This is a genomic window from Streptomyces sp. NPDC006393 (assembly GCF_040628575.1).
Classification (GTDB): Bacteria; Actinomycetota; Actinomycetes; order Streptomycetales; family Streptomycetaceae; genus Streptomyces.
Genome location: NZ_JBEXZD010000037.1, coordinates 37417 through 54545, shown reverse-complemented (window position 1 = coordinate 54545; position 17129 = coordinate 37417). Strand labels below are relative to the sequence as shown.

16 protein-coding genes and 1 pseudogene are annotated in these 17129 nt (G+C 71.1%); 11 read left to right on the top strand and 6 right to left on the bottom strand.

Annotation, left to right across the window (positions count from 1 at the left end):
* Window positions 1–35 precede the first annotated feature (35 nt).
* From ABZ484_RS17820 to ABZ484_RS17805, 4 genes are read right to left on the bottom strand one after another with little or no spacing between them, the layout of a single operon-like run.
* Entirely contained in the window at window positions 36–1970 is a 1935-nt protein-coding gene (locus ABZ484_RS17820) for a glycogen debranching N-terminal domain-containing protein (protein ID WP_358866818.1), read from the bottom strand.
* Window positions 1967–3322 carry a trehalase family glycosidase gene (locus ABZ484_RS17815; protein WP_358866817.1) on the bottom strand — a complete coding sequence of 452 codons (1356 nt, stop codon included), beginning with the start codon at window positions 3320–3322 and terminating at the stop codon, window positions 1967–1969. The genes ABZ484_RS17820 and ABZ484_RS17815 overlap by 4 nt, the downstream gene beginning before the upstream one ends.
* Window positions 3319–4119 (bottom strand): sugar phosphate isomerase/epimerase family protein, encoded by an 801-nt coding sequence (locus ABZ484_RS17810; protein ID WP_358866816.1) that lies wholly within the window; start codon window positions 4117–4119, stop codon window positions 3319–3321. The genes ABZ484_RS17815 and ABZ484_RS17810 overlap by 4 nt, the downstream gene beginning before the upstream one ends.
* Before the next feature lie 17 nt (window positions 4120–4136).
* Entirely contained in the window at window positions 4137–5183 is a 1047-nt protein-coding gene (locus tag ABZ484_RS17805; RefSeq protein ID WP_358866815.1) for a zinc-binding alcohol dehydrogenase, read from the bottom strand.
* Window positions 5184–5308: 125 nt separating this feature from the next.
* Between ABZ484_RS17805 and ABZ484_RS17800 the strand changes: the two genes are divergently transcribed.
* The 7 genes from ABZ484_RS17800 to infA all read left to right on the top strand — a co-directional run bounded on the left by ABZ484_RS17800 (window position 5309) and on the right by infA (window position 12077).
* On the top strand, window positions 5309–6712 hold the full coding sequence (locus tag ABZ484_RS17800; RefSeq protein WP_358866814.1) for an extracellular solute-binding protein: 1404 nt from the start codon (window positions 5309–5311) through the stop codon (window positions 6710–6712).
* Window positions 6713–6743: 31 nt separating this feature from the next.
* A complete protein-coding gene (locus tag ABZ484_RS17795; protein ID WP_358866813.1) occupies window positions 6744–7763 on the top strand; it encodes a sugar ABC transporter permease in 1020 nt (339 codons plus the stop codon).
* Entirely contained in the window at window positions 7760–8644 is an 885-nt protein-coding gene (locus tag ABZ484_RS17790) for a carbohydrate ABC transporter permease (RefSeq protein ID WP_358866812.1), read from the top strand. Before ABZ484_RS17795 ends, ABZ484_RS17790 begins: the two co-directional genes overlap by 4 nt.
* Before the next feature lie 17 nt (window positions 8645–8661).
* Window positions 8662–9858: an ROK family protein gene (locus ABZ484_RS17785; protein ID WP_358866811.1), complete on the top strand. Its 1197-nt coding sequence runs from the start codon at window positions 8662–8664 to the stop codon at window positions 9856–9858.
* Between the two features lie 92 nt (window positions 9859–9950).
* A complete protein-coding gene (locus tag ABZ484_RS17780; protein WP_358866810.1) occupies window positions 9951–10844 on the top strand; it encodes a Gfo/Idh/MocA family oxidoreductase in 894 nt (297 codons plus the stop codon).
* Window positions 10845–11061: 217 nt separating this feature from the next.
* Window positions 11062–11856 (top strand): GNAT family N-acetyltransferase, encoded by a 795-nt coding sequence (locus tag ABZ484_RS17775; RefSeq protein WP_358866809.1) that lies wholly within the window; start codon window positions 11062–11064, stop codon window positions 11854–11856.
* Complete coding sequence (gene infA, locus ABZ484_RS17770) at window positions 11853–12077, top strand: translation initiation factor IF-1 (RefSeq protein WP_007386266.1); 225 nt, start codon at window positions 11853–11855, stop codon at window positions 12075–12077. Before ABZ484_RS17775 ends, infA begins: the two co-directional genes overlap by 4 nt.
* Window positions 12078–12184: 107 nt before the next feature.
* Here infA and ABZ484_RS17765 read toward each other — a convergent pair whose 3' ends face one another.
* Together ABZ484_RS17765 and ABZ484_RS17760 are read right to left on the bottom strand one after the other, a co-directional pair.
* A complete protein-coding gene (locus ABZ484_RS17765) occupies window positions 12185–13477 on the bottom strand; it encodes an amino acid permease (RefSeq protein WP_358866808.1) in 1293 nt (430 codons plus the stop codon).
* Window positions 13474–13707 carry a hypothetical protein gene (locus ABZ484_RS17760; RefSeq protein WP_358866807.1) on the bottom strand — a complete coding sequence of 78 codons (234 nt, stop codon included), beginning with the start codon at window positions 13705–13707 and terminating at the stop codon, window positions 13474–13476. Before ABZ484_RS17760 ends, ABZ484_RS17765 begins: the two co-directional genes overlap by 4 nt.
* Window positions 13708–13816: 109 nt before the next feature.
* Here ABZ484_RS17760 and ABZ484_RS17755 point away from each other — a divergent pair, with 109 nt between their 5' ends.
* From ABZ484_RS17755 to ABZ484_RS17740, 4 genes and pseudogenes are all read left to right on the top strand, one after another.
* Complete coding sequence (locus ABZ484_RS17755; RefSeq protein WP_358866806.1) at window positions 13817–14806, top strand: WYL domain-containing protein; 990 nt, start codon at window positions 13817–13819, stop codon at window positions 14804–14806.
* Window positions 14807–15122: 316 nt separating this feature from the next.
* Window positions 15123–16064 (top strand): permease, encoded by a 942-nt coding sequence (locus ABZ484_RS17750; protein ID WP_358866840.1) that lies wholly within the window; start codon window positions 15123–15125, stop codon window positions 16062–16064.
* Entirely contained in the window at window positions 16061–16861 is an 801-nt protein-coding gene (locus ABZ484_RS17745) for a TIGR03943 family protein (protein WP_358866805.1), read from the top strand. The genes ABZ484_RS17750 and ABZ484_RS17745 overlap by 4 nt, the downstream gene beginning before the upstream one ends.
* 108 nt (window positions 16862–16969) lie before the next feature.
* Window positions 16970–17110, top strand: a pseudogene (locus ABZ484_RS17740) (NUDIX domain-containing protein); the annotation flags it as partial.
* Window positions 17111–17129: the final 19 nt, after the last annotated feature.

Below are 17129 nucleotides of genomic sequence, written 5' to 3'. Positions count from 1 at the left end.
TGGCGCGGTCGGGCGACCCGCGAAGAGCGGGAGACCTACGCCCGCAGGGCGCCGGAGGCACTCCGCTCGGTCTGTTCCAGCGCCGTGCGCAGTGCCAGCGGTGTCGCGGCCGCCCATGCCTGGGGTGAGGACGCGTGGGGATAGGGAACCGGTCCGGTGGTGGCGGCCCGGTCGTAGCCGGCGATGACCTCGGGCAGGCGGTGTCCGTACCGGGTGGCCGCCGCCACGAGGCCCTCGGTGACGAGCTCGACCTGTTCGGCGAGTCCGTAGCGGGCCAGGCCCAGGGCGATGAGCGCGTTGTCGTGCGGCCAGGCGCTGCCGCGATGGTAGGACAGCGGATGGTAGGGCCGCTGACCGGCGGCCAGGGTGCGGATCGCCCAGCCGGAGAAGAAGTCCGGCTCCAGCAGGCGTCGCCCGACTCGGCGCGCGCGTTGCGTGTCGAGGATGCCGGACCACAGCAGGTGGCCGGCGTCCGACGCCAGGGCGTCGGCCTGACGGCCGGCGCCGTCGAGCGCGAGCGCGGGAAAGTCGGCGTCCGGCATCCAGAAGTCCGCCGCGAAGCGGTCGCGCAGCCGCTGTGCCGCCTCGCGCAGGCGGAGCGCGTACGGCGCGTCCTGCCATACCTCCTGGGCCAGTTCCGCGGTGCGCAGCAGGGCGTCGTAGGCGTAGCCCTGGACCTCCGACACCGCGATGGGTCCCTGTGCCTGGGTTCCGTCCGCGAAGCAGATCGCTCCGGCCGAGTCCTTCCAGTTCTGGTTGACCAGGCCACCCGGGTCGGGGGTGTAGACGAGGTAGCCGTGTTTCTCCAGGCCCCCGTCCGTGAGCATCCAGTCCACGGCCCGCCGGGCATGGCTCTCCAGGCGTACGGCCAGTGAGTTGTCGCGGGTCGTCTCGTGGTGCGCGTGCAGAAGGACGAGAAAGAGCGGTGTGGCGTCGACGGTTCCGTAGTAACGGCCGTAGGGCACCTGCCGGAAGTGGGCGAGTTCGCCGTGGCGGGTCTCGTGGACGATGCGACCGGGTTGTTCGCCGCTGAAGGCGTCGTGGCGCTGCCCCTGGACCGCGGCGAGCGCGCTCAGGGTGGCGGCGGCCGTCTCCGGGCGGTACGGCAGGAGGAAGTAGGACGTCAGCAGGGAGTCGCGGCCGAACAGGGTGAGGAACCACGGGATGCCCGCCGCGGGTACGTGCGCCTCCTCGCCGTCGACGCCGGTGACCGGGATGGTCAGCAGGTCGACGTCGTCCAGTCCCCGTTCGCAGGCGCGGGCCAGGTCGTCGCCCGCCGGCGGAGTCCGGTGCCGCTGCGGACGCGGTGCCGCCGGCGGCCGGTCCGGCAGCCCGTGCGGGCGGGCGCGGACGGTCAGCTGGAGTTCGGCCTCGCCGTGGCTGTCGAGGCCGAGGTCCCAGGTGAGGGTGCGCGCGGTGGGCTCCGTCGTCGTCCGCACGGCGTCGGGGGCCGGGTCGCAGGTGAGGACGGTCCGGGAGTGCCAGTCGGCGCGCCGGTAGTCGAAGCGCAGTCCGTCGGCCGTGGTGTGCGTCTCGTGCCGGCCGCCGGGTTTGGGGTAGGTGCGGTCGTCGGCGCGCAGTTCGAACAGGTCGGCGAAGTCGGCGTCGACGGTGAGGTCGATGCGTGCGGTCACCGGTTGGGGGCGGTTGCTGACCAGCCGCAGGTGTTCGGTCAGTGTGCCGGCGGTGACGGTCTGGCGGCGGAAGACGGTGTAGGCGGGCGGATCGTCGCGTGTGCCCCGGGGGGTGAGGACGCAGGACGCGGTGTCGTCCGACTCCGCCGCGGCGGGGACCAGGGCCACGGGGGCGGTGTCGTCGACGGTGAGCTGCCAGCGGCTGAGGTGACGGGCGTCGCGCAGGAACAGGCCGTCGGGTGTCGTCCCGCGGCTGCCGCTGATGCCTCCTGCCGCGTCCAGGTGGGCGAAGGTGGCGTCGCGCACCAGCTGGACGCGGTGGGCGGCGGTGGTCATGGCGTGGGCTCCTTCGGCTGCGTGCTCAGCAGGTCGAGCGTGAGGGCGGCGGTCCATGAGAACTGCCGGGCGCCGCGGGCGGTGCCGCTGACGGGGTCGACGTATTCGGCGAACCGCGATCGTCCCGCCTCGGTGAGGAAGCCTTCACGGAGGCGTTCGGCGTCCGTGTGGAGGTGGTGGGTGCGCAGTCCGCGGTGGATCAGCCAGGCGGTGTTGAACCAGGCCGGGCCGCGCCAGTAGCGCTGGGGGTCGAAGGCGTGGCCGGTGAGGTCGTAGCTGGGAACGAGCTGCGTGCCGGGCGCCGTGAAGTGCGGGCTGCCGAGGGCCGCGTGCAGTCGCCGGACGATGTCCTCGGGCAGGTGCGGGAGGATGAGCGGGACGAGCCCGCTGATGCTGCGTTCGTCCACCATGGCTCCGGTGGCCAGGTCGCGGGCGCGGAAGATGCCCGCGGTGTCGTCCCACAGCCGGTCGACCAGCCGCAGGCCGAGGTTCCGTGCGCGCTCCGCGTGCGCCGCGCCGGTCTGGCCCAGCTCGCGGGCCATTGCCCCGAGGGCCAGTTCGCTGACGGCGAGCAGCGCGTTGAAGCAGGGGTCCTCGACCGCGAAGCGGTGCCGGGTCGCGCGGTCGTCGTAGCCCGCGTCGCGGTAGTCGGCCGCCAGCCGGACGTAGCGGCCGTAGTCGAGGTCGGTGGGCCGGTCGGCGGGGTGGCCGTGGTCGAGGTCGGCGCGGTGGAACGCCTCGGGCGCGGCGGGCTCGACGCGTTCCAGGGCCCGGTCCCAGCAGGGGCTGTTGTCCATGCCCGGCTCCCATGGGTGCACGACCGCGGCGAGGCCGGCGCCGCCGAGGTCGCGGCGGGTGAGGAGGTAGTCGTGCCAGGCGGCGAGCCGTGGGTGGACTCGGGCCAGGAAGCCGCGGCGGCGGGACTCGCCGGGATCGGCCTCGTGCACGAGCCAGGCGGCCAGTGCGTGCACGGGCGGCTGGACGAGGCCGGACGTCTGCGGCGTGGAGGGCGCGCCGGAGGGCCGGCCCGCGTGTGCGGACTGCCAGAAGTCGGGGCTCGGGAAGTAGGCGTCGTACGGTACGGCGGGGTTGAAGACGATGTGGGGGATGCGGCCGTCGGCCCACTGCCCGGCCAGCAGGGACTCCAGTTCCTGCTGGGCGCGGCGCACCGAGAGGTGGCGCAGTCCGATGGCGATGAACGCGGAGTCCCAGCTCCACTGGTGCGGATAGAGGGTGCGGGAGGGCACCGTGGAGGTGCCCGTCCAGTTGTCGATGAGGACCCGCGCCGCACCGCGCCGCAGTGTCAGGTCTGCGGCGGCGGTGGGCGCGGGCCGGTCCAGGAGGGACTTCACGCGCCGGACCTCTTCAGGAAGGCGGGGATGGAACGCACCGCTTCCACGGGGTCTCCGGTCAGGCGGCACTCGGCGGCGAGGTGGCCGTCGTAGCCGATGGTGTGCAGGGCGCCCAGCCAGGCCGGCCAGTCCAGGTGTCCGGCGCCGGGCTGGAAGCGGTTGGAGTCGGAGACCTGGGCGTGGCCGATGAGGTCGGCGTGCGCGATGATCGCGGCCGCCGGATCGCTCTCCTCGATGTTCATGTGGTAGCTGTCGATGCCGATCCTGATCGAGTCGAGACCGGTGGCGCGGATCAGGTCGGCTGCCTGCTCGAGCCGGTTGACCATGTGGTCCTCGTACCGGTTGAGCGGCTCCAGAAACAGCGTGACGCCTTCCCTGCGGGCGTGCTCCCCGAGTTCGGACAGGCCGGCCAGCAGGATCTCGCGGTCCTCCTCTTCGGAGCGCGGCGGCTCGAAGGGGGGAAGCCGGCGGGAGAACATGCCGTAGGAGGCGGGGGTCTGGGCGCCGAGCCCACCGATCTCGGCGATCACGGTCAGCTGCGACTTCATCTGCGCGATGGCGTCGCGGCGCAGGTCGGCGTCGAAGGCGCCGAAGAAGTGCAGCATGTCGACGCACACCGTCGGCATGACCACGCCGTCCTTGCGGGCCTGCTGGAGTTCTTCGATCCGGGAGGCGAAGTGGAAGTCGCCCTTGGCGCGCAGTTCGATGGCGTCGTAGCCGGCCTGCTGCGCGAACTCCCACTTGGCCTGGAGGGTGTCTCCGGGCAGGAGTTGTTCCTGTACGGCGGTCTTGAGCATGAGAGGGCCTTTGCCTTTCAGAATTCCAGGACGACCTGCAGCGCGTCGGCAGGACGCTCGTCCAGCAGCACGTACGCGTCGGCGGCTTCGGCGGCGGGGACGACATGGCTGACCAGGGAGGCCACGTCCACGTGCCCCTCGGCGACCAGGCGCAGGAAGGTCTGCTGAAGGCGTTCCACGCTCCAGCGGTGGGACAGCTGCGGGGGGACACCGCCGATCTGGGAGCAGACGAGCTGGACGCGGTTGTGGTGGAACTCGTCGCCCAGCCGCAGGCCGATGCCGTCGCCCTGATAGAAGCCGGAGGCCACCACGCGACCGCCTGCCGCGACCGAGCGCAGGGCTTCGTGCAGGGCCGGGTAGGCGCCGCTGATCTCGATGGCGAGGTCGGCGCCGAGACCGTCGGTGGCGTGGCGGATGGCTTCGGCGACGGCCTCGGTGCGGGCGTTGAGGGTGTGGTGGGCGCCGTAGCGCTTGGCGGTCTCCAGACGGCCGTCGAGGGCGTCGACGGCTGTGACCCGGGCGCCGTTGAGCTGCGCGAGCCGTGTGGTGAGCAGGCCGATCACGCCCTGGCCGAAGACGGCGACGTCCTCACCGAGGTGGATGTCGCCGGCCAGGACGGCGTTGTAGGCGATCGCGCCGACGCGTGCGAAGGCTCCGGCCAGGGGCTCCAGTCCGGTGGGCAGGGTGTGGCCGATCATCCGCTCGGCCGGGACGATGCCCTCGCTGCGGTGTCCCCAGATGCCCCAGACCAGGTCGCCGGGGCGGGGCAGGCCGGCGGTGCCCTCGAGCTCCGGGGAGATCTCGACGACCTCTCCGACCTCGGAGTATCCCCAGCCCGCGACCGGGTACTGGATGCCGGCCGCCCCCTCGCGGAACAGCCGCGCCTCGGGGTCCCAGGTCCGCGTCAGGTAGGGGTTGGTGCCGCGGTACGCGGTCAGTTCGGTGCCGGCCGAGATGCCCGAGTAGCGGGTGCGGACTCTGAGGTGGCCTTGGGGCAGTGCGGCTTTGGCGTGCTCGGCGACCTCCACCTGGCGGGGGCCGGTGAATTGGACGACGCGTTCCACGGGGGCTCCGGAGGGGTTGCGGATGTTGGTTGCGTCGACAATATCTCGCACTTATGTCTTGTCAACCAGCAAAAGTGATGCTGAGATGCGTGCTCAGTAGACGTAAGTCGGAACGAGGACACGCAATGCACACCAAGAGCCGGCGGTCGAGGACGACCGCGGTGGGCATCACCGCAGCCCTGGGACTCGGGCTGCTCGCAGGCTGTGCCGGCGGCACCGGGCCCGGGAAACCGGACCGCGAGATCACCGTCTGGTCCCAGGAGAACCTCCCGGACCGGGTCGCCGCGACGCAGAAGATCATCGACGGGTTCGAGAAGAAGACCGGCATCAAGGTCCACCTCGTCGGGGTCGACGAGGGGCAGATGCCGCAGCTCATCATGTCCGCCGCGGCCGCCGGCAAGCTGCCCGACGTGATCGGCGCGGCTCCGATGGGCCAGGTGTGGCAGATGTACACCAACGGTCTGCTCAACACCGACATCCCGAAGAAGATCGTCGCCGAGCTCGGGAGGAACACGTTCAACGCGAACGCGCTCCAGCTGACCTCGGACGGGAACACCAGCCTCGGTGTGCCCTCCGACGCCTGGCTCCAGCTGCTGGTCTACCGCAAGGACCAGTTCGACGAGAAGCACCTGGCGGCCCCCGACACCTACGCGCGGGCTGTGACCGCCGCCAAGGCGCTCACCACCAAGGGCCACGACGGCGTCTCCGCGGCCACCGACCCCAGTGACGTCTTCACCTCCCAGAGCTTCGAGAGCCTCGCCCTGGCCAACGACTGCCAGCTCGTCGACGACCACCACGACGTCGCCCTGGAATCCCCGCAGTGCCAGACCGCGTTCCGCACCTACGACCGGCTCGCCCGCACCTACGGGGCCCCCGGTACCCAGACGGTGGACTCCACCCGCGCCACCTACTTCGCCGGCCGGTCCTCGATGATCGTCTGGTCCTCGTTCCTGCTGGACGAACTCGCCGGCCTGCGCAAGGACGCCCTGCCCAGCTGCCCCGCGTGCAGGAACGACCCGCGGTATCTGTCCGACAACAGCGGGATCGTGACGGCGATGAAGGGGCCCGACAGCTCCGAACCCGCCCAGTTCGGCGAGATCACCTCATGGGTGACCACCAAGACGGCCGAGACCGCCGCCTCCCGCGAGTTCATCGAGTACATGATGGGCACGGGTTACGAGTCCTGGTTCGGCATGTCGCCCGAGGGCAAGATCCCCGTCCGGAACGGCACGGCCGCGCAGCCGGAGCGCTACCTCGACGCCTGGCGTCACAGCCCCATCGGCGTCGACACCCGCAAGCCCTTCGACCAGGTCTACCCGCCCGCCCTGCTCAATCAACTCGCCGCCGGCGTCAGCCACATGCGGCGCTGGGGCATCACCCAGGGTGAAGGAGCCCTCGTCGGCGCCACCAACGGCGAACTGCCCGTTCCCAAGGCCATCGGCGCCATGACCGGCGGCCAGATCTCCCCCTCCGAGGCGGCCCGCGAAGCCGACGCCGACGTCGCCGCCCTGAAGAAGTCCCTGCAATAGCCGCCCGCCTGCACGTCGCAAAGGTCCCCTCATGACTACAGCTCCCGCCGGCGCGCCACAGCGCCGGGCGACCGGCCCCCGGTCCACCGCCGGGCCCGCCTCCCGGACCACCCGCCCGATGACCGCGAGCCGCCGCGCCAACCGCGCCGGCCTCGCCTTCGTCTCCCCCACCTTCGTCGTGGTCCTGGTGGTGGTCGTCCTGCCCATCCTGTGGACCGTGCTGCTGGCGTTCCAGAAGGCCAGGCTCGTCGACATCCAGGGCATGGGACTGTTCGGCCACTGGTCACTGGACAACTTCGCCCAGGTCTTCGACTCCGCCGGCTTCTGGTCGAGCCTGACCACGACCCTGCTGTACACCGCGGGTGGCACTCTGGGCTCGGTCGCTCTCGGCCTCGTGGCCGCGCTCGCGCTGCGCAAGCCCTTCCGCGGCCGCGGCCTGCTGCGCGCCGCGATGCTGCTGCCCTACGTGGCCCCCGTCGTCGCGGTGGCCTTCGTCTGGGAGGTCGCGCTCAGCCCGCAGTACGGCGTCGTCAACGACTGGGGCCGGCGCCTGTTCGGCTGGGACCACCCGATCGCCTTCCTGTCGACCCGGGAGTACTCGGTCCACCTGCTCGGTGTGCACGTCGACGTCCCCCTGGCCCTGCTGACCGTGATCGCCTTCGAGTGCTGGCGCTACTTCCCCTTCGCCTTCCTGTTCATCCTCGCCCGCCTCCAGGCGGTGCCCCACTCACTCGAGGAAGCCGCGAAGGTCGACGGGGCCACCCCCACCCAGCGCTTCCGCCACATACTCCTCCCCCAGCTCATGCCCGTCATCGCCCTGTTGTGCGTCCTGCGGTTCATCATGACCTTCAACAAGTTCGACGACGTCTACCTGCTGACGGGAGGCGGCGCCGGCACCGACGTCGCCGCCGTGCGCGTCTACGACTTCCTCACCGCCCGCTACGACGTGGGAGCAGCGGCCGCCCAGGCCCTGGTTCTGGCCGCCTCCCTGATGCTCCTGCTGGGCCTCTACTTCAAGTTCTTCGGCAACAAGGTCCAGGAGGAATCGTGACCCGCAAGGCCGCTCTGAGCAGGGCCCAGTTCGAGGAGCGACTCTTCGGCGTCCTGCGCCGGCTCGTCATCGCCTTCCTCGCGGTGATCACCCTGCTGCCCTTCTACTACATGCTGCTGCTGTCGGTGAAGCCCATCGACGCGCTCCTCCTCGACCCCGGCTCCCTGTGGGTGTCGGCCAAGGACTTCACGCTGTCGACCTACCACGACGTCCTGCGCTCCACGGACGACGGCGGGCAGGGCTTCGTGAAGTTCCTGCTCAACTCCGCACTGGTCTCCCTGGGCACCGTCGCCCTGACCCTGCTGGCCGCCGTACCCGGCGCCTACGCCGTCAGCCGTCTGAAGTTCTTCGGCCACCGCCAGGTCAGCGCGCTCTTCCTGGCCGTCTATCTCTTCCCCGCGACCCTGCTGGCCGTTCCGCTGTTCGTCATCTTCGCCAAGATGGGACTGTCCTCCAGCCTGGTCGGCCTCGCCATCGTCTACGTCGCCCAGACCGTGCCGGTGTCGATCTACATGCTGAAGAACTACCTCGTCACCATCCCCTACTCCATCGAGGAAGCCGCCGCCCTCGACGGCTGCAGCCGGTTGCAGACCGTGCGCAAGGTGATCCTCCCGCTGGCCCTGCCCTCGCTGATGGCGACCGGGTTGTACATCTTCATGATCGCCTGGAACGAGTTCCTCTTCGCCCTGCTGTTCCTGGCCGCCGACCCGGACAAGTGGACGGTCTCCCTGGGCCTGGCACAGCTCTCCAACGGCATCGAAGTACCCAAGACCGTGCTCATGGCCGGTTCGGTGGTCCTGACGATTCCCGTGGTAGTTCTGTTCTTCGCCGCCGAACGCCTACTCACCGAGGGCCTCACCAGCGGCGCCGACAAGAGCTGAACCGTGGGGGATGGACGATGACACCGAATCAGGTAAGCGCCGGAGAACTGCTGCAACTGATCCGCAGCGGCCGCGCCAACACCCGCGCCGCACTGCAGCGCGCCACGGGACTGTCCCGCTCCACCGTCGGCCAGCGACTGGACCTGCTCAACCGGGCGGGATGGCTGCGCCACACCACCGGCACCTCCACCGGTGGCCGGCCCTCGGACCGGATCGTCTTCGACCCCACGCACGCATCGGTCATCGCCGTCGACCTCGAGACCCGGCACGCCCGCACCGCGGTCCTGGACCTCGCGGGCACCATCCTCGCCGAGCACACCGGCCCGTTGGAGATCACCCGGGGCCCGGAGGAGGTGCTGGCCCACCTGGCGGCCTCGTTCCCGGACCTGATCGCCGCCGCCGGTGTCGACCCCGGCCATGTGTGCGGCATCGGCATGTCCGTGCCGGGACCCGTCGACTGGGAGACGGGACGCGTCGTCGAGCCGCCCATCATGCCCGGCTGGGACCGGTACCCCATCCGGGAGCGCCTGCAGAAGGCCTACGCCGAGCATGTGGCATCCGGCCCCGAGGACGGGATCCCCGTCTTCGTGGACAACGACGCCAACCTCATGGCCCTGGCCGAGCGCCAGGCCAACCACCGTGACTGCGCGGCCTTCGTCCTGGTCAAGGTCTCCACCGGCATCGGCGCCGGCGTCGTCATCGGGGACAGCGTCTACCGCGGCATCGACGGCGGCGCCGGCGACATCGGCCACATCCGCCTGCACGACCAGCCCGAAGCCCTGTGCATGTGCGGCTCCCAGGGTTGTCTGGCCGCCGTCGCCAGCGGCCGGGCACTCGCCCGGCAACTGTCCGAACTCGGTCTGGAAACGACCTCCGGATCCGACGTCAAGCGGCTCCTCGCCGAGGGTCACCCCGACGCGATCCGGCTGGCCCGGGAGGCCGGACGCCGAGTGGGCGAGGTCCTGGTGACCGTGGTCACCCTCCTCAACCCGGGCGTCCTGATGCTCGCCGGAGACCTCTCCGGGGTGCCGTTCATGACGGGCGTCCGCGAACTCCTCTACCGGCGCGCCATGCCCCGCACGACCGCGAACCTGCAGATCGTCACGTCACGACTCGGCGACCACGCCGGCGTCATCGGCGCGGCAGGCATGGTGGTCGAGATCCTCTACTCCCCCGCCCAGGCCGACGCCCGCCTCGCACACCTCGCCACCTGAACCGGCACGAGACACAGCCCTGTGCGCGGCACAGAGCACACCACCGTGCGCGGCGCCAAGCACACCACCGTGCGCATACCGACAGGAACACCGTGACCACTGAACCAGCCCACTGGAAGCACCAGCCCGTCGAGGTCGGCCTCGTGGGCGCCGGCCCCTGGGCCCGGGCCATGCACGCACGCATGCTGGCCACCGGCCCGGAAACCCGGCTCGCCGCCGTCTGGGCCCGCCGCCCCGACGCCGCGCGACAGGCCGCCGCCCCCTACGGCGCCCAGGTCGCCACCGAGTTCGAGGAACTCCTCGACCGCTGCGAGGCGGTGGCCTTCGCCGTCCCGCCCGCGATACAGGCGGAACTCGCTCCGCTGGCCGCCAAGCGAGGCAAGCACCTGCTCCTGGAGAAACCCCTCGGCCCCGACCTGCCCACCGCCCAGCGGCTCGCCGATGCCGTGGCGGAGGCCGGTGTCGTCTCCCAGCTCGTCCTGACCAAGCGCTACCACCCCACGACCCGCGCCTTCCTGGACACCGCCCGCGCGCGGGAGGTGACCGGAGCCCGCTCCTGCTACCTTCACGGCGCCTTCCTGGGCGGCGACTTCGCCACCGGCTGGCGCCTCGAGCACGGCGCGCTGCTCGATCTGGGGCCTCACCTCCTCGACCTGCTGGACGCCGCCGTCGGTCCCATCACCGCAGTCCGCGGCAGCGGAGACCCCCGCCGCTGGATCGAGCTCACCTGCGAGCACGCCAACGGTGCGATCAGCCAGGCGTCGCTGTCCGGCGCCGTCGACGTTCCCCGGGCCCTGACCCGGGTGGAACTCTTCGGAGCCGAGCCGCCGTTGACGTACGACACCGCGGGCATCGACCACGAGGAGTGCTGGCCGATCCTGCGCCGCGACTTCGCCACCGCCGTACGCACCCACACACCCACGGGACTGGACGCCCAGCGCGGCCTGTACCTCCAGCGGCTCATCGATCAGGTCGTCGGCCACTGAACCCGCCACACGACGCGGTGCTTCCCCTCGGAAAAGGAATTGAGCGAGGCGGAGCCCCGCTGCTACTTTCGCGGTGGACCGTGAAGTCGTCGTAGGGAGGTGAGACCCGTGAACACAGTTACCCATGGGTGCTCCCTCAACCCGTCACGGTCCGGCGGCTGACGTTCGGTGTCGCCAGGAGCGCCTGAGATCGAGGCACTCCTGGAGGGAGACTCCGATGAACACGAAGCCTTCGACATCCGGTCTGAGCGAGAACGCGGTGATGATCACCCGCGTCGCGGACCGGCAATGGCACGCACTGGATGACGACCTGGTGGTCGGGCGGGGGTATGCGCAGCACCGGCCCGACGGCCGCTTGTTCGTCGGCATCGACGCCTGGCACGACGCCGCCTTCGACCTGCTCGCCCAGGCGATGCCGGCGGAACTTCCGGCGCCGCTGTACACGGTGGTCGACGAAGCCGACGTCGAGTTGACGGCCCGCTGGCGGCGGGCCGGTTTCACGATCCGGCGCCGCGAGTGGGAGTACGTCGTGCCGACCGACCCGCGGGTCACGGGTCTGGAGGAAGTCCTGCCGCCTTCGGGCGTGACGATCGTGCCCGCCGGTCAGGCGGACGAGGGCCTGCTGCGGGAGGCGGACCGCGCGATCCGTGACGAGGTCGAGGCGACCGTCGGGTGGTGGCGGTCGATGCCCGCGGAGGTGATTCCCCGCCTCGAGGGCGACACCATCGTCGACCCGTCGAAGTACGCGGTGGCCGCGGCGCCGGACCGCTACCTGGGGCTGATCCGGGTGGTGAGGGTGAAGCGGCCACGCATCGGACTGGTCGCGGTCCGGGGCGGTGAGCAACGCCGCGGCATCGCGCGGGCGCTGCTGGCCCACGCGCTCGGGACGCTGCACCGCTCCGGGTGCTCCGCGGCCTGGACCGAAGTGCAAGAGTCCAACCAAGCAGCCTCGGCGCTGTTCCAGGGCATCGGCGCCCGGCCGATCGGCAGCAACCTGGAGCTGGTGCGATGACCAGGAACAAGAACGTCATCGAAGTCGAGGGCAAGGTCGTCGAGTGCCTGCGCAGCGCCATGTTCACCGTGGAGCTCGAGAACGGCCACCAGGTGCTCGCGCACATCAGTGGGAAGATCCGCAAGAACTACATCAAGATCATGCTGGAGGACCGGGTGCTGGTGGAGCTCCCGCCGTACGACCTGACGCGCGGCCGGATCGTGTTCCGGTACCGGAACTAGGGGCGGTCGGCTCCCTCCGCGGCAGCTGATCCTCGGGCCCCGGTCACGGCGTTTCCGTGACCGGGGCCCCGATGACGGCCCGCTCCCGCCTGACGGCGGCCACCGGGTCAGGGCACGACAGGGCTCGTCGCACGGCGCCATCGCACGTAGCACAGTGCGCTCGCTGTGACGGTCAGTGGCCAGAGCAGGTACCAGCCCGTCATGACGAGGAGTGCCGCGACCGCGACGAGCGCGAGAAGTGCGCAGCGGTGGGACAGGGTCCCGCGGGGAAGGAGGCGCAAGGCGGCTGCGGTGCCCAGGGCGTACACGGTCACGAACGACCCGGTGGTGAGCAGGACGAGTGGCCGCGGGCCGACGGCGGCGACCGTGGTGACGGTGAGGGCGAGAGCGGACAGCCCCGACACGACCGCCAGACTGCGGCGTGGTACCTCGCCGACGCTGCCGCCCTGGCTGAGCCAGGCGGGCAGCGCGCCGTCCCGGCCGAGCGCGGCGCCCAGTTTGGCCGCACCGGCGAAGTAGGCGTTCATCGTGCCGAGAGTGAGGAGCAGGGCGGCGGTGGCGGCCAGCACATGGACCGTTCCGCCGATGCCCAGGGCGAGCAGTTCGGCCAGTGGGGCGTCGGAGGTACCGGCGGCCGGGCCGAGCACGAGGACGCTGGTGGCGGCCACGGCGAGGTAGAGGACGCCGACGACGGCGACCGCCAGGGCGGTGGCCCGGGGCAGGTCGCGCGCCGGACGGCGGAAGTCGGCTGCCAGATGGGTGATGGCCTCCCAGCCTGCGAAGCTCCACACCAGCAGCGCCGCGGCCGAACCGATCGCGGGCCGGCCGTGCGGCGCGAACGGATGCAGGTTCCGCACGTGGGCGTGCGGCAGCGCGGTGACCACGGCGGCCAGCAGCAGCGCGACGAGGAGCACCGCGAGCACGAGTTGCGTACGGCCGGTGACGGTCACGCCGAAGCCGTTGGCCGCCGTGACGATGATCAGCAGCACCACCGTTGTGATCACCACCGTGCGCCGGCCGCCGCCCACCGCCGCCTCGACGTACGCGCCGGCGAACATCCCCGCTGCCGGAGCACCGGCGGGCACGGCGAAGTAGAAGCACCACCCGACCACCGTCGCCGCCCGTGCGCCGAAGGCATGCCGGACGTAGGTGGAGACGCCGCCGCCGTCCGGGTACCGGGCGCCCAGCGCGGCGAACGTGGCCGCAAGGGGCACCGCCAGCAGGACCAGTGCGAGCCAGGCCAGCAGCGAGGCCGGTCCGGCCGCTCGCACCGCCAGTGCGGGAAGGGCGATCACGCCGGTGCCGAGGACCGCTCCGACGTACAGTGCGGCGCCCTGCCAGACGGTCAGTCCCCCGACCGGCTGAATCGAGAGTTCCGGCGCGGCCGGCGCCCGGGTCACGCGGAACCCTCCCGCGTCCGGCGGAAGGCCATGGTCCAGTTGGTTTCCCAGCTCTGCCAGTCGTCGTGGAACCGGCCGACGACGGGTGGCTGGAGGAGCCCGGTCCGGCTGTTCACCCAGTTCAGTGACCACTGCGCGCGCACGGGGTCGAACAGGCGGAGCGTCAGGCCGCTGAAGCCCTTGGTGTCGAAATCGCCGATACCGGGCTCGCGGGTGGATGGAGTGCTCATTCTGCACGTGTCCTTTGCCGTATCCAGTGCGCTGGGGCGTGCGCCCGGCCCGAAAGCTATTCGGGATCCCCTGACATCCCATGTCAGTGAACTGCGGCAGACTTTCGTCATGCGTGCGAGCCGACTGCTGTCCGTCCTGTTGCTGCTCCAGACCCGCGGCCGGATGACCGCCCAGCAGGTGGCCGACGAGCTGGAGGTGTCGGTCCGGACGGTGTACCGGGACATGGAGTCGCTCGCCGCAGCCGGTGTTCCGCTCTACGGCGACCCCGGTCACGACGGCGGTTACCGGCTGGTCGGCGGGTACCGCACCCGGCTGACCGGGCTGACCCACCAGGAGGCGGAGGCACTCTCCCTGGCCGGCCTGCCGGGCCCCGCCGCGGACCTCGGGCTCGGCACCGTGCTCGCCACCGCTCAGCTCAAGCTGACGGCCGCGCTGCCCGACGAGCTGCGCGACCGGACCGGTGCGCTACGGCAGCGGTTCCACCTGGACACCTCCGGTTGGTACACCGAGGCGGACACCACTCCGCACCTGGCCGCCGTGACCGAGGCGGTGTGGCGGCAGCACCGTATCCGCGTCCGATACCGGCGCTGGAAGGCCCCCCAGGAGGTGAACCGGACGCTGGAGCCCTACGGTTTGGTACTCAAGTCCGGCCGCTGGTACCTGATCGCGGGGAGTCCTGACCCCGTCCGCACCTACCGCGTCTCCCAGATCCTCCGGGCCCATCTCCTGCCCGACCGCTTCGAGCGGCCCCCGGGCTTTGACCTGGCCGCGCACTGGCAGTCCTATCTGGCCGACTTCGACGCCCGCCGTCACCAGGGCGAGGCGGTGGTACGGCTCTCGCCCCGGATCCTGAAACAGCTCCCTGACCTCATGGAACCGGCGGTGGCACGGGCCGCCCAGGACAGCGCCGGGCCACCGGGCCCCGACGGCCGCGCCCAGGTCGTCATCCCCATCGAGTCCGTGGACCACGCCGTCGGCATGCTGCTCCGGCTCGGCGCGGAGGCCGAAGTCGTGGCACCCACCGAATTGAGGGCACGGATGGCGCGGACGGTCGCCGCCCTGGCCAACACCTACCGGCAACCGCCCACCACGGAATGACGCCGTGAGGCACGTCCCAGAATCGACGATCCTGCCGTGTCCGCAGAGGTGGAGCGGCCTTGCGTCCAGCATGCTCGTGCGGGCGGTTCCGGCGTGGGCTGAACGCCTGCGCCCTGACCGTCGTACTGAGCGGGAGGCAGACCGACAAGCGCAGCCCGCCGGAGGTATCGCACCCGTGGCAACCACGAGACCAGCCCCCACCCCCAGAACGGGCGACCGTGACGCGATGGTACGAGCTCCGGGCGGCCGGGACGGACTGGCGGACACCGCGGGTGAGCGTACCGGTGGGGAACGTGCCGCCGGTGACGGCTGGCACATGAACTCGTCCGTGGCCCTGATCATGGTCCTGCTCCTGACGGTCGTGGCGCAGGGCCCGATCCGCGAGGCGCTCGCCGTTCCGGTGATGCAGAGCTGGATGACGGTGTTCGTGGCGGTGGTGGTCCAGGCGTTGCCGTTTCTGGTGCTGGGCGTCCTGCTGTCCGCGTTGATCGGCGTCTTCGTCCCTCCCTCGTTCTTCGCCCGGGTACTGCCGAGCCGCCCCGGTCTCGCCGTGCCGGTCGCGGGTATGGCGGGCGCGGTGCTGCCGGGCTGCGAGTGTGCGTCGGTCCCGGTGGCGGGCGCGCTGGTCCGCCGTGGCGTTACTCCCGCGGCGGCACTCGCGTTCCTTCTGTCCGCCCCGGCGATCAACCCGGTGGTGCTGACGGCGACGGCGGTGGCGTTCCCCCGCCATCCGGAAATGGTGTGGGGCCGCTTCGCGGCCGGCCTGCTCGTCGCGTGCGCGACAGGCTGGTTGTGGCAGCGCCTCGGCCGCACGGACTGGCTGCGTCCACCGGCACACGCGAGGCTTGACGGGCAGAGCAGGGGTGCGGCGTTCTGGGGCTCGGTCCGGCACGACGTGATGCACGCGGGTGGTTTCCTGGTGCTGGGCGCGATGGCGGCCGCGACGCTCAAGGCGCTGGCCCCGGCGAGCTGGCTGCGCACGGCGGCGGGCAATCCCCTTGCGGCCGTGGGTGCGTTGGCGGTTCTCGCCGTAGTGCTGTCGATCTGTTCGGAAGCGGACGCGTTCGTGGCGGCCTCGCTGACGCAGTTCTCGCTGACGGCGAAGCTGGTGTTCCTGGTGGTCGGCCCGATGATCGACCTGAAGTTGTTCGCCATGCAGGCGGGCACCTTCGGCCGCGGCTTCGCCCTCCGGTTCGCCCCGGCCACTTTCGTGCTGGCGATCGCGGGTGCCGTCCTGACCGGGGCGGTGCTCCTGTGAACCGACAGGTCCAGGCGGCGATCATGTTCCTGGTCGGCGCGGCACTACTGCACGCGGGGTGGACGGACCTGTATCTGCGGTACGTCAAGGCGGGGTTGCAGCCGCTCCTGCTGGCGTCGGGGGCGGTGCTGATCGTCGCGGCGGCGGCGACGGTCTGGTACGAGAGGAAGAGCCGGAGAGGGAACGCCAAGCCGAACCGGCACGAGGACGCGTACACGCATACGCACGAGGCCGAGGAGGCCCATGACGCAGGCCATGAGCGCGAACACGGCACAGACGGTCATGGTCACCGTGAACCCCGCGTCTCATGGTTGCTCCTGGTCCCTCTCTTCGCGCTGATCCTGGTGGCGCCGCCGGCGCTCGGCTCCTACAGCGCGATGCGCACGGGTACGGCGTTGCAGCAGCCGTACGGATACGCGAAACTCCCTGCCTCGAACCCCCTGCCGATCAGCCTGGTCGACTACGCGGGCCGCGCGGTGTACGGCCACGGCCGGTCACTGGGCAACCGTGAGGTGCGGATCACGGGCTTCGTCGCCCTGGATCCAAAGGGCGCACCGTACCTGGTCCGCATGGCCCTGAACTGCTGCGCCGCGGACGCCCAGCCGGTGAAGGTGGCCTTGACGGGCGACATCCCGCCGGTCCTGCAGCCCGACACATGGCTCCAGGTGACGGGCACGTACACCCCGGAGCAGACCAGGGACTCGCTGAACAACCGCCCGATCCCCTACCTGCGGGTCACCGGGGCGAAACCGGTGCCGACACCGCGCGATCCGTACGACGAGAGCTGGAACCAGTGAATCCTCCCCTCCCGATGCCTCCGAACATGGTCGACAAGCGGGTTGTCGAAGCGACCGTGGCCGATACCGAACGGGCGGTGGCCGAGTACGACGGGGCCCGTCAGTGGCTTGCCGCCGCGCGACAGGGGTGCCCGGGCGCTGTTGGTGAAACACCGTTGGCGGGGGTGGGTTCCGCCGAGCGGGAAGGTGGAGGCCGGAGAGACGCCCCGTGAGGGGGCGCGCCGGGAACTGCTCGAAGAGACGGGGCTTCAGTGGCGGGCTGGTCGGA

What these genes read in the sequence shown, in the direction of transcription:
- ABZ484_RS17820 (WP_358866818.1), bottom strand. Translation starts at nt 1,970, where the DNA reads ATGACCACCGCCGCCCACCGCGTCCAGCTGGTGCGCGACGCCACCTTC.
- ABZ484_RS17810 (WP_358866816.1), bottom strand. Translation starts at nt 4,119, where the DNA reads ATGCTCAAGACCGCCGTACAGGAACAACTCCTGCCCGGAGACACCCTC.
- ABZ484_RS17800 (WP_358866814.1), top strand. Translation starts at nt 5,309, where the DNA reads ATGCACACCAAGAGCCGGCGGTCGAGGACGACCGCGGTGGGCATCACC.
- ABZ484_RS17795 (WP_358866813.1), top strand. Translation starts at nt 6,744, where the DNA reads ATGACTACAGCTCCCGCCGGCGCGCCACAGCGCCGGGCGACCGGCCCC.
- ABZ484_RS17785 (WP_358866811.1), top strand. Translation starts at nt 8,662, where the DNA reads ATGACACCGAATCAGGTAAGCGCCGGAGAACTGCTGCAACTGATCCGC.
- ABZ484_RS17775 (WP_358866809.1), top strand. Translation starts at nt 11,062, where the DNA reads ATGAACACGAAGCCTTCGACATCCGGTCTGAGCGAGAACGCGGTGATG.
- infA (WP_007386266.1), top strand. Translation starts at nt 11,853, where the DNA reads ATGACCAGGAACAAGAACGTCATCGAAGTCGAGGGCAAGGTCGTCGAG.
- ABZ484_RS17760 (WP_358866807.1), bottom strand. Translation starts at nt 13,707, where the DNA reads ATGAGCACTCCATCCACCCGCGAGCCCGGTATCGGCGATTTCGACACC.
- ABZ484_RS17755 (WP_358866806.1), top strand. Translation starts at nt 13,817, where the DNA reads ATGCGTGCGAGCCGACTGCTGTCCGTCCTGTTGCTGCTCCAGACCCGC.
- ABZ484_RS17750 (WP_358866840.1), top strand. Translation starts at nt 15,123, where the DNA reads ATGAACTCGTCCGTGGCCCTGATCATGGTCCTGCTCCTGACGGTCGTG.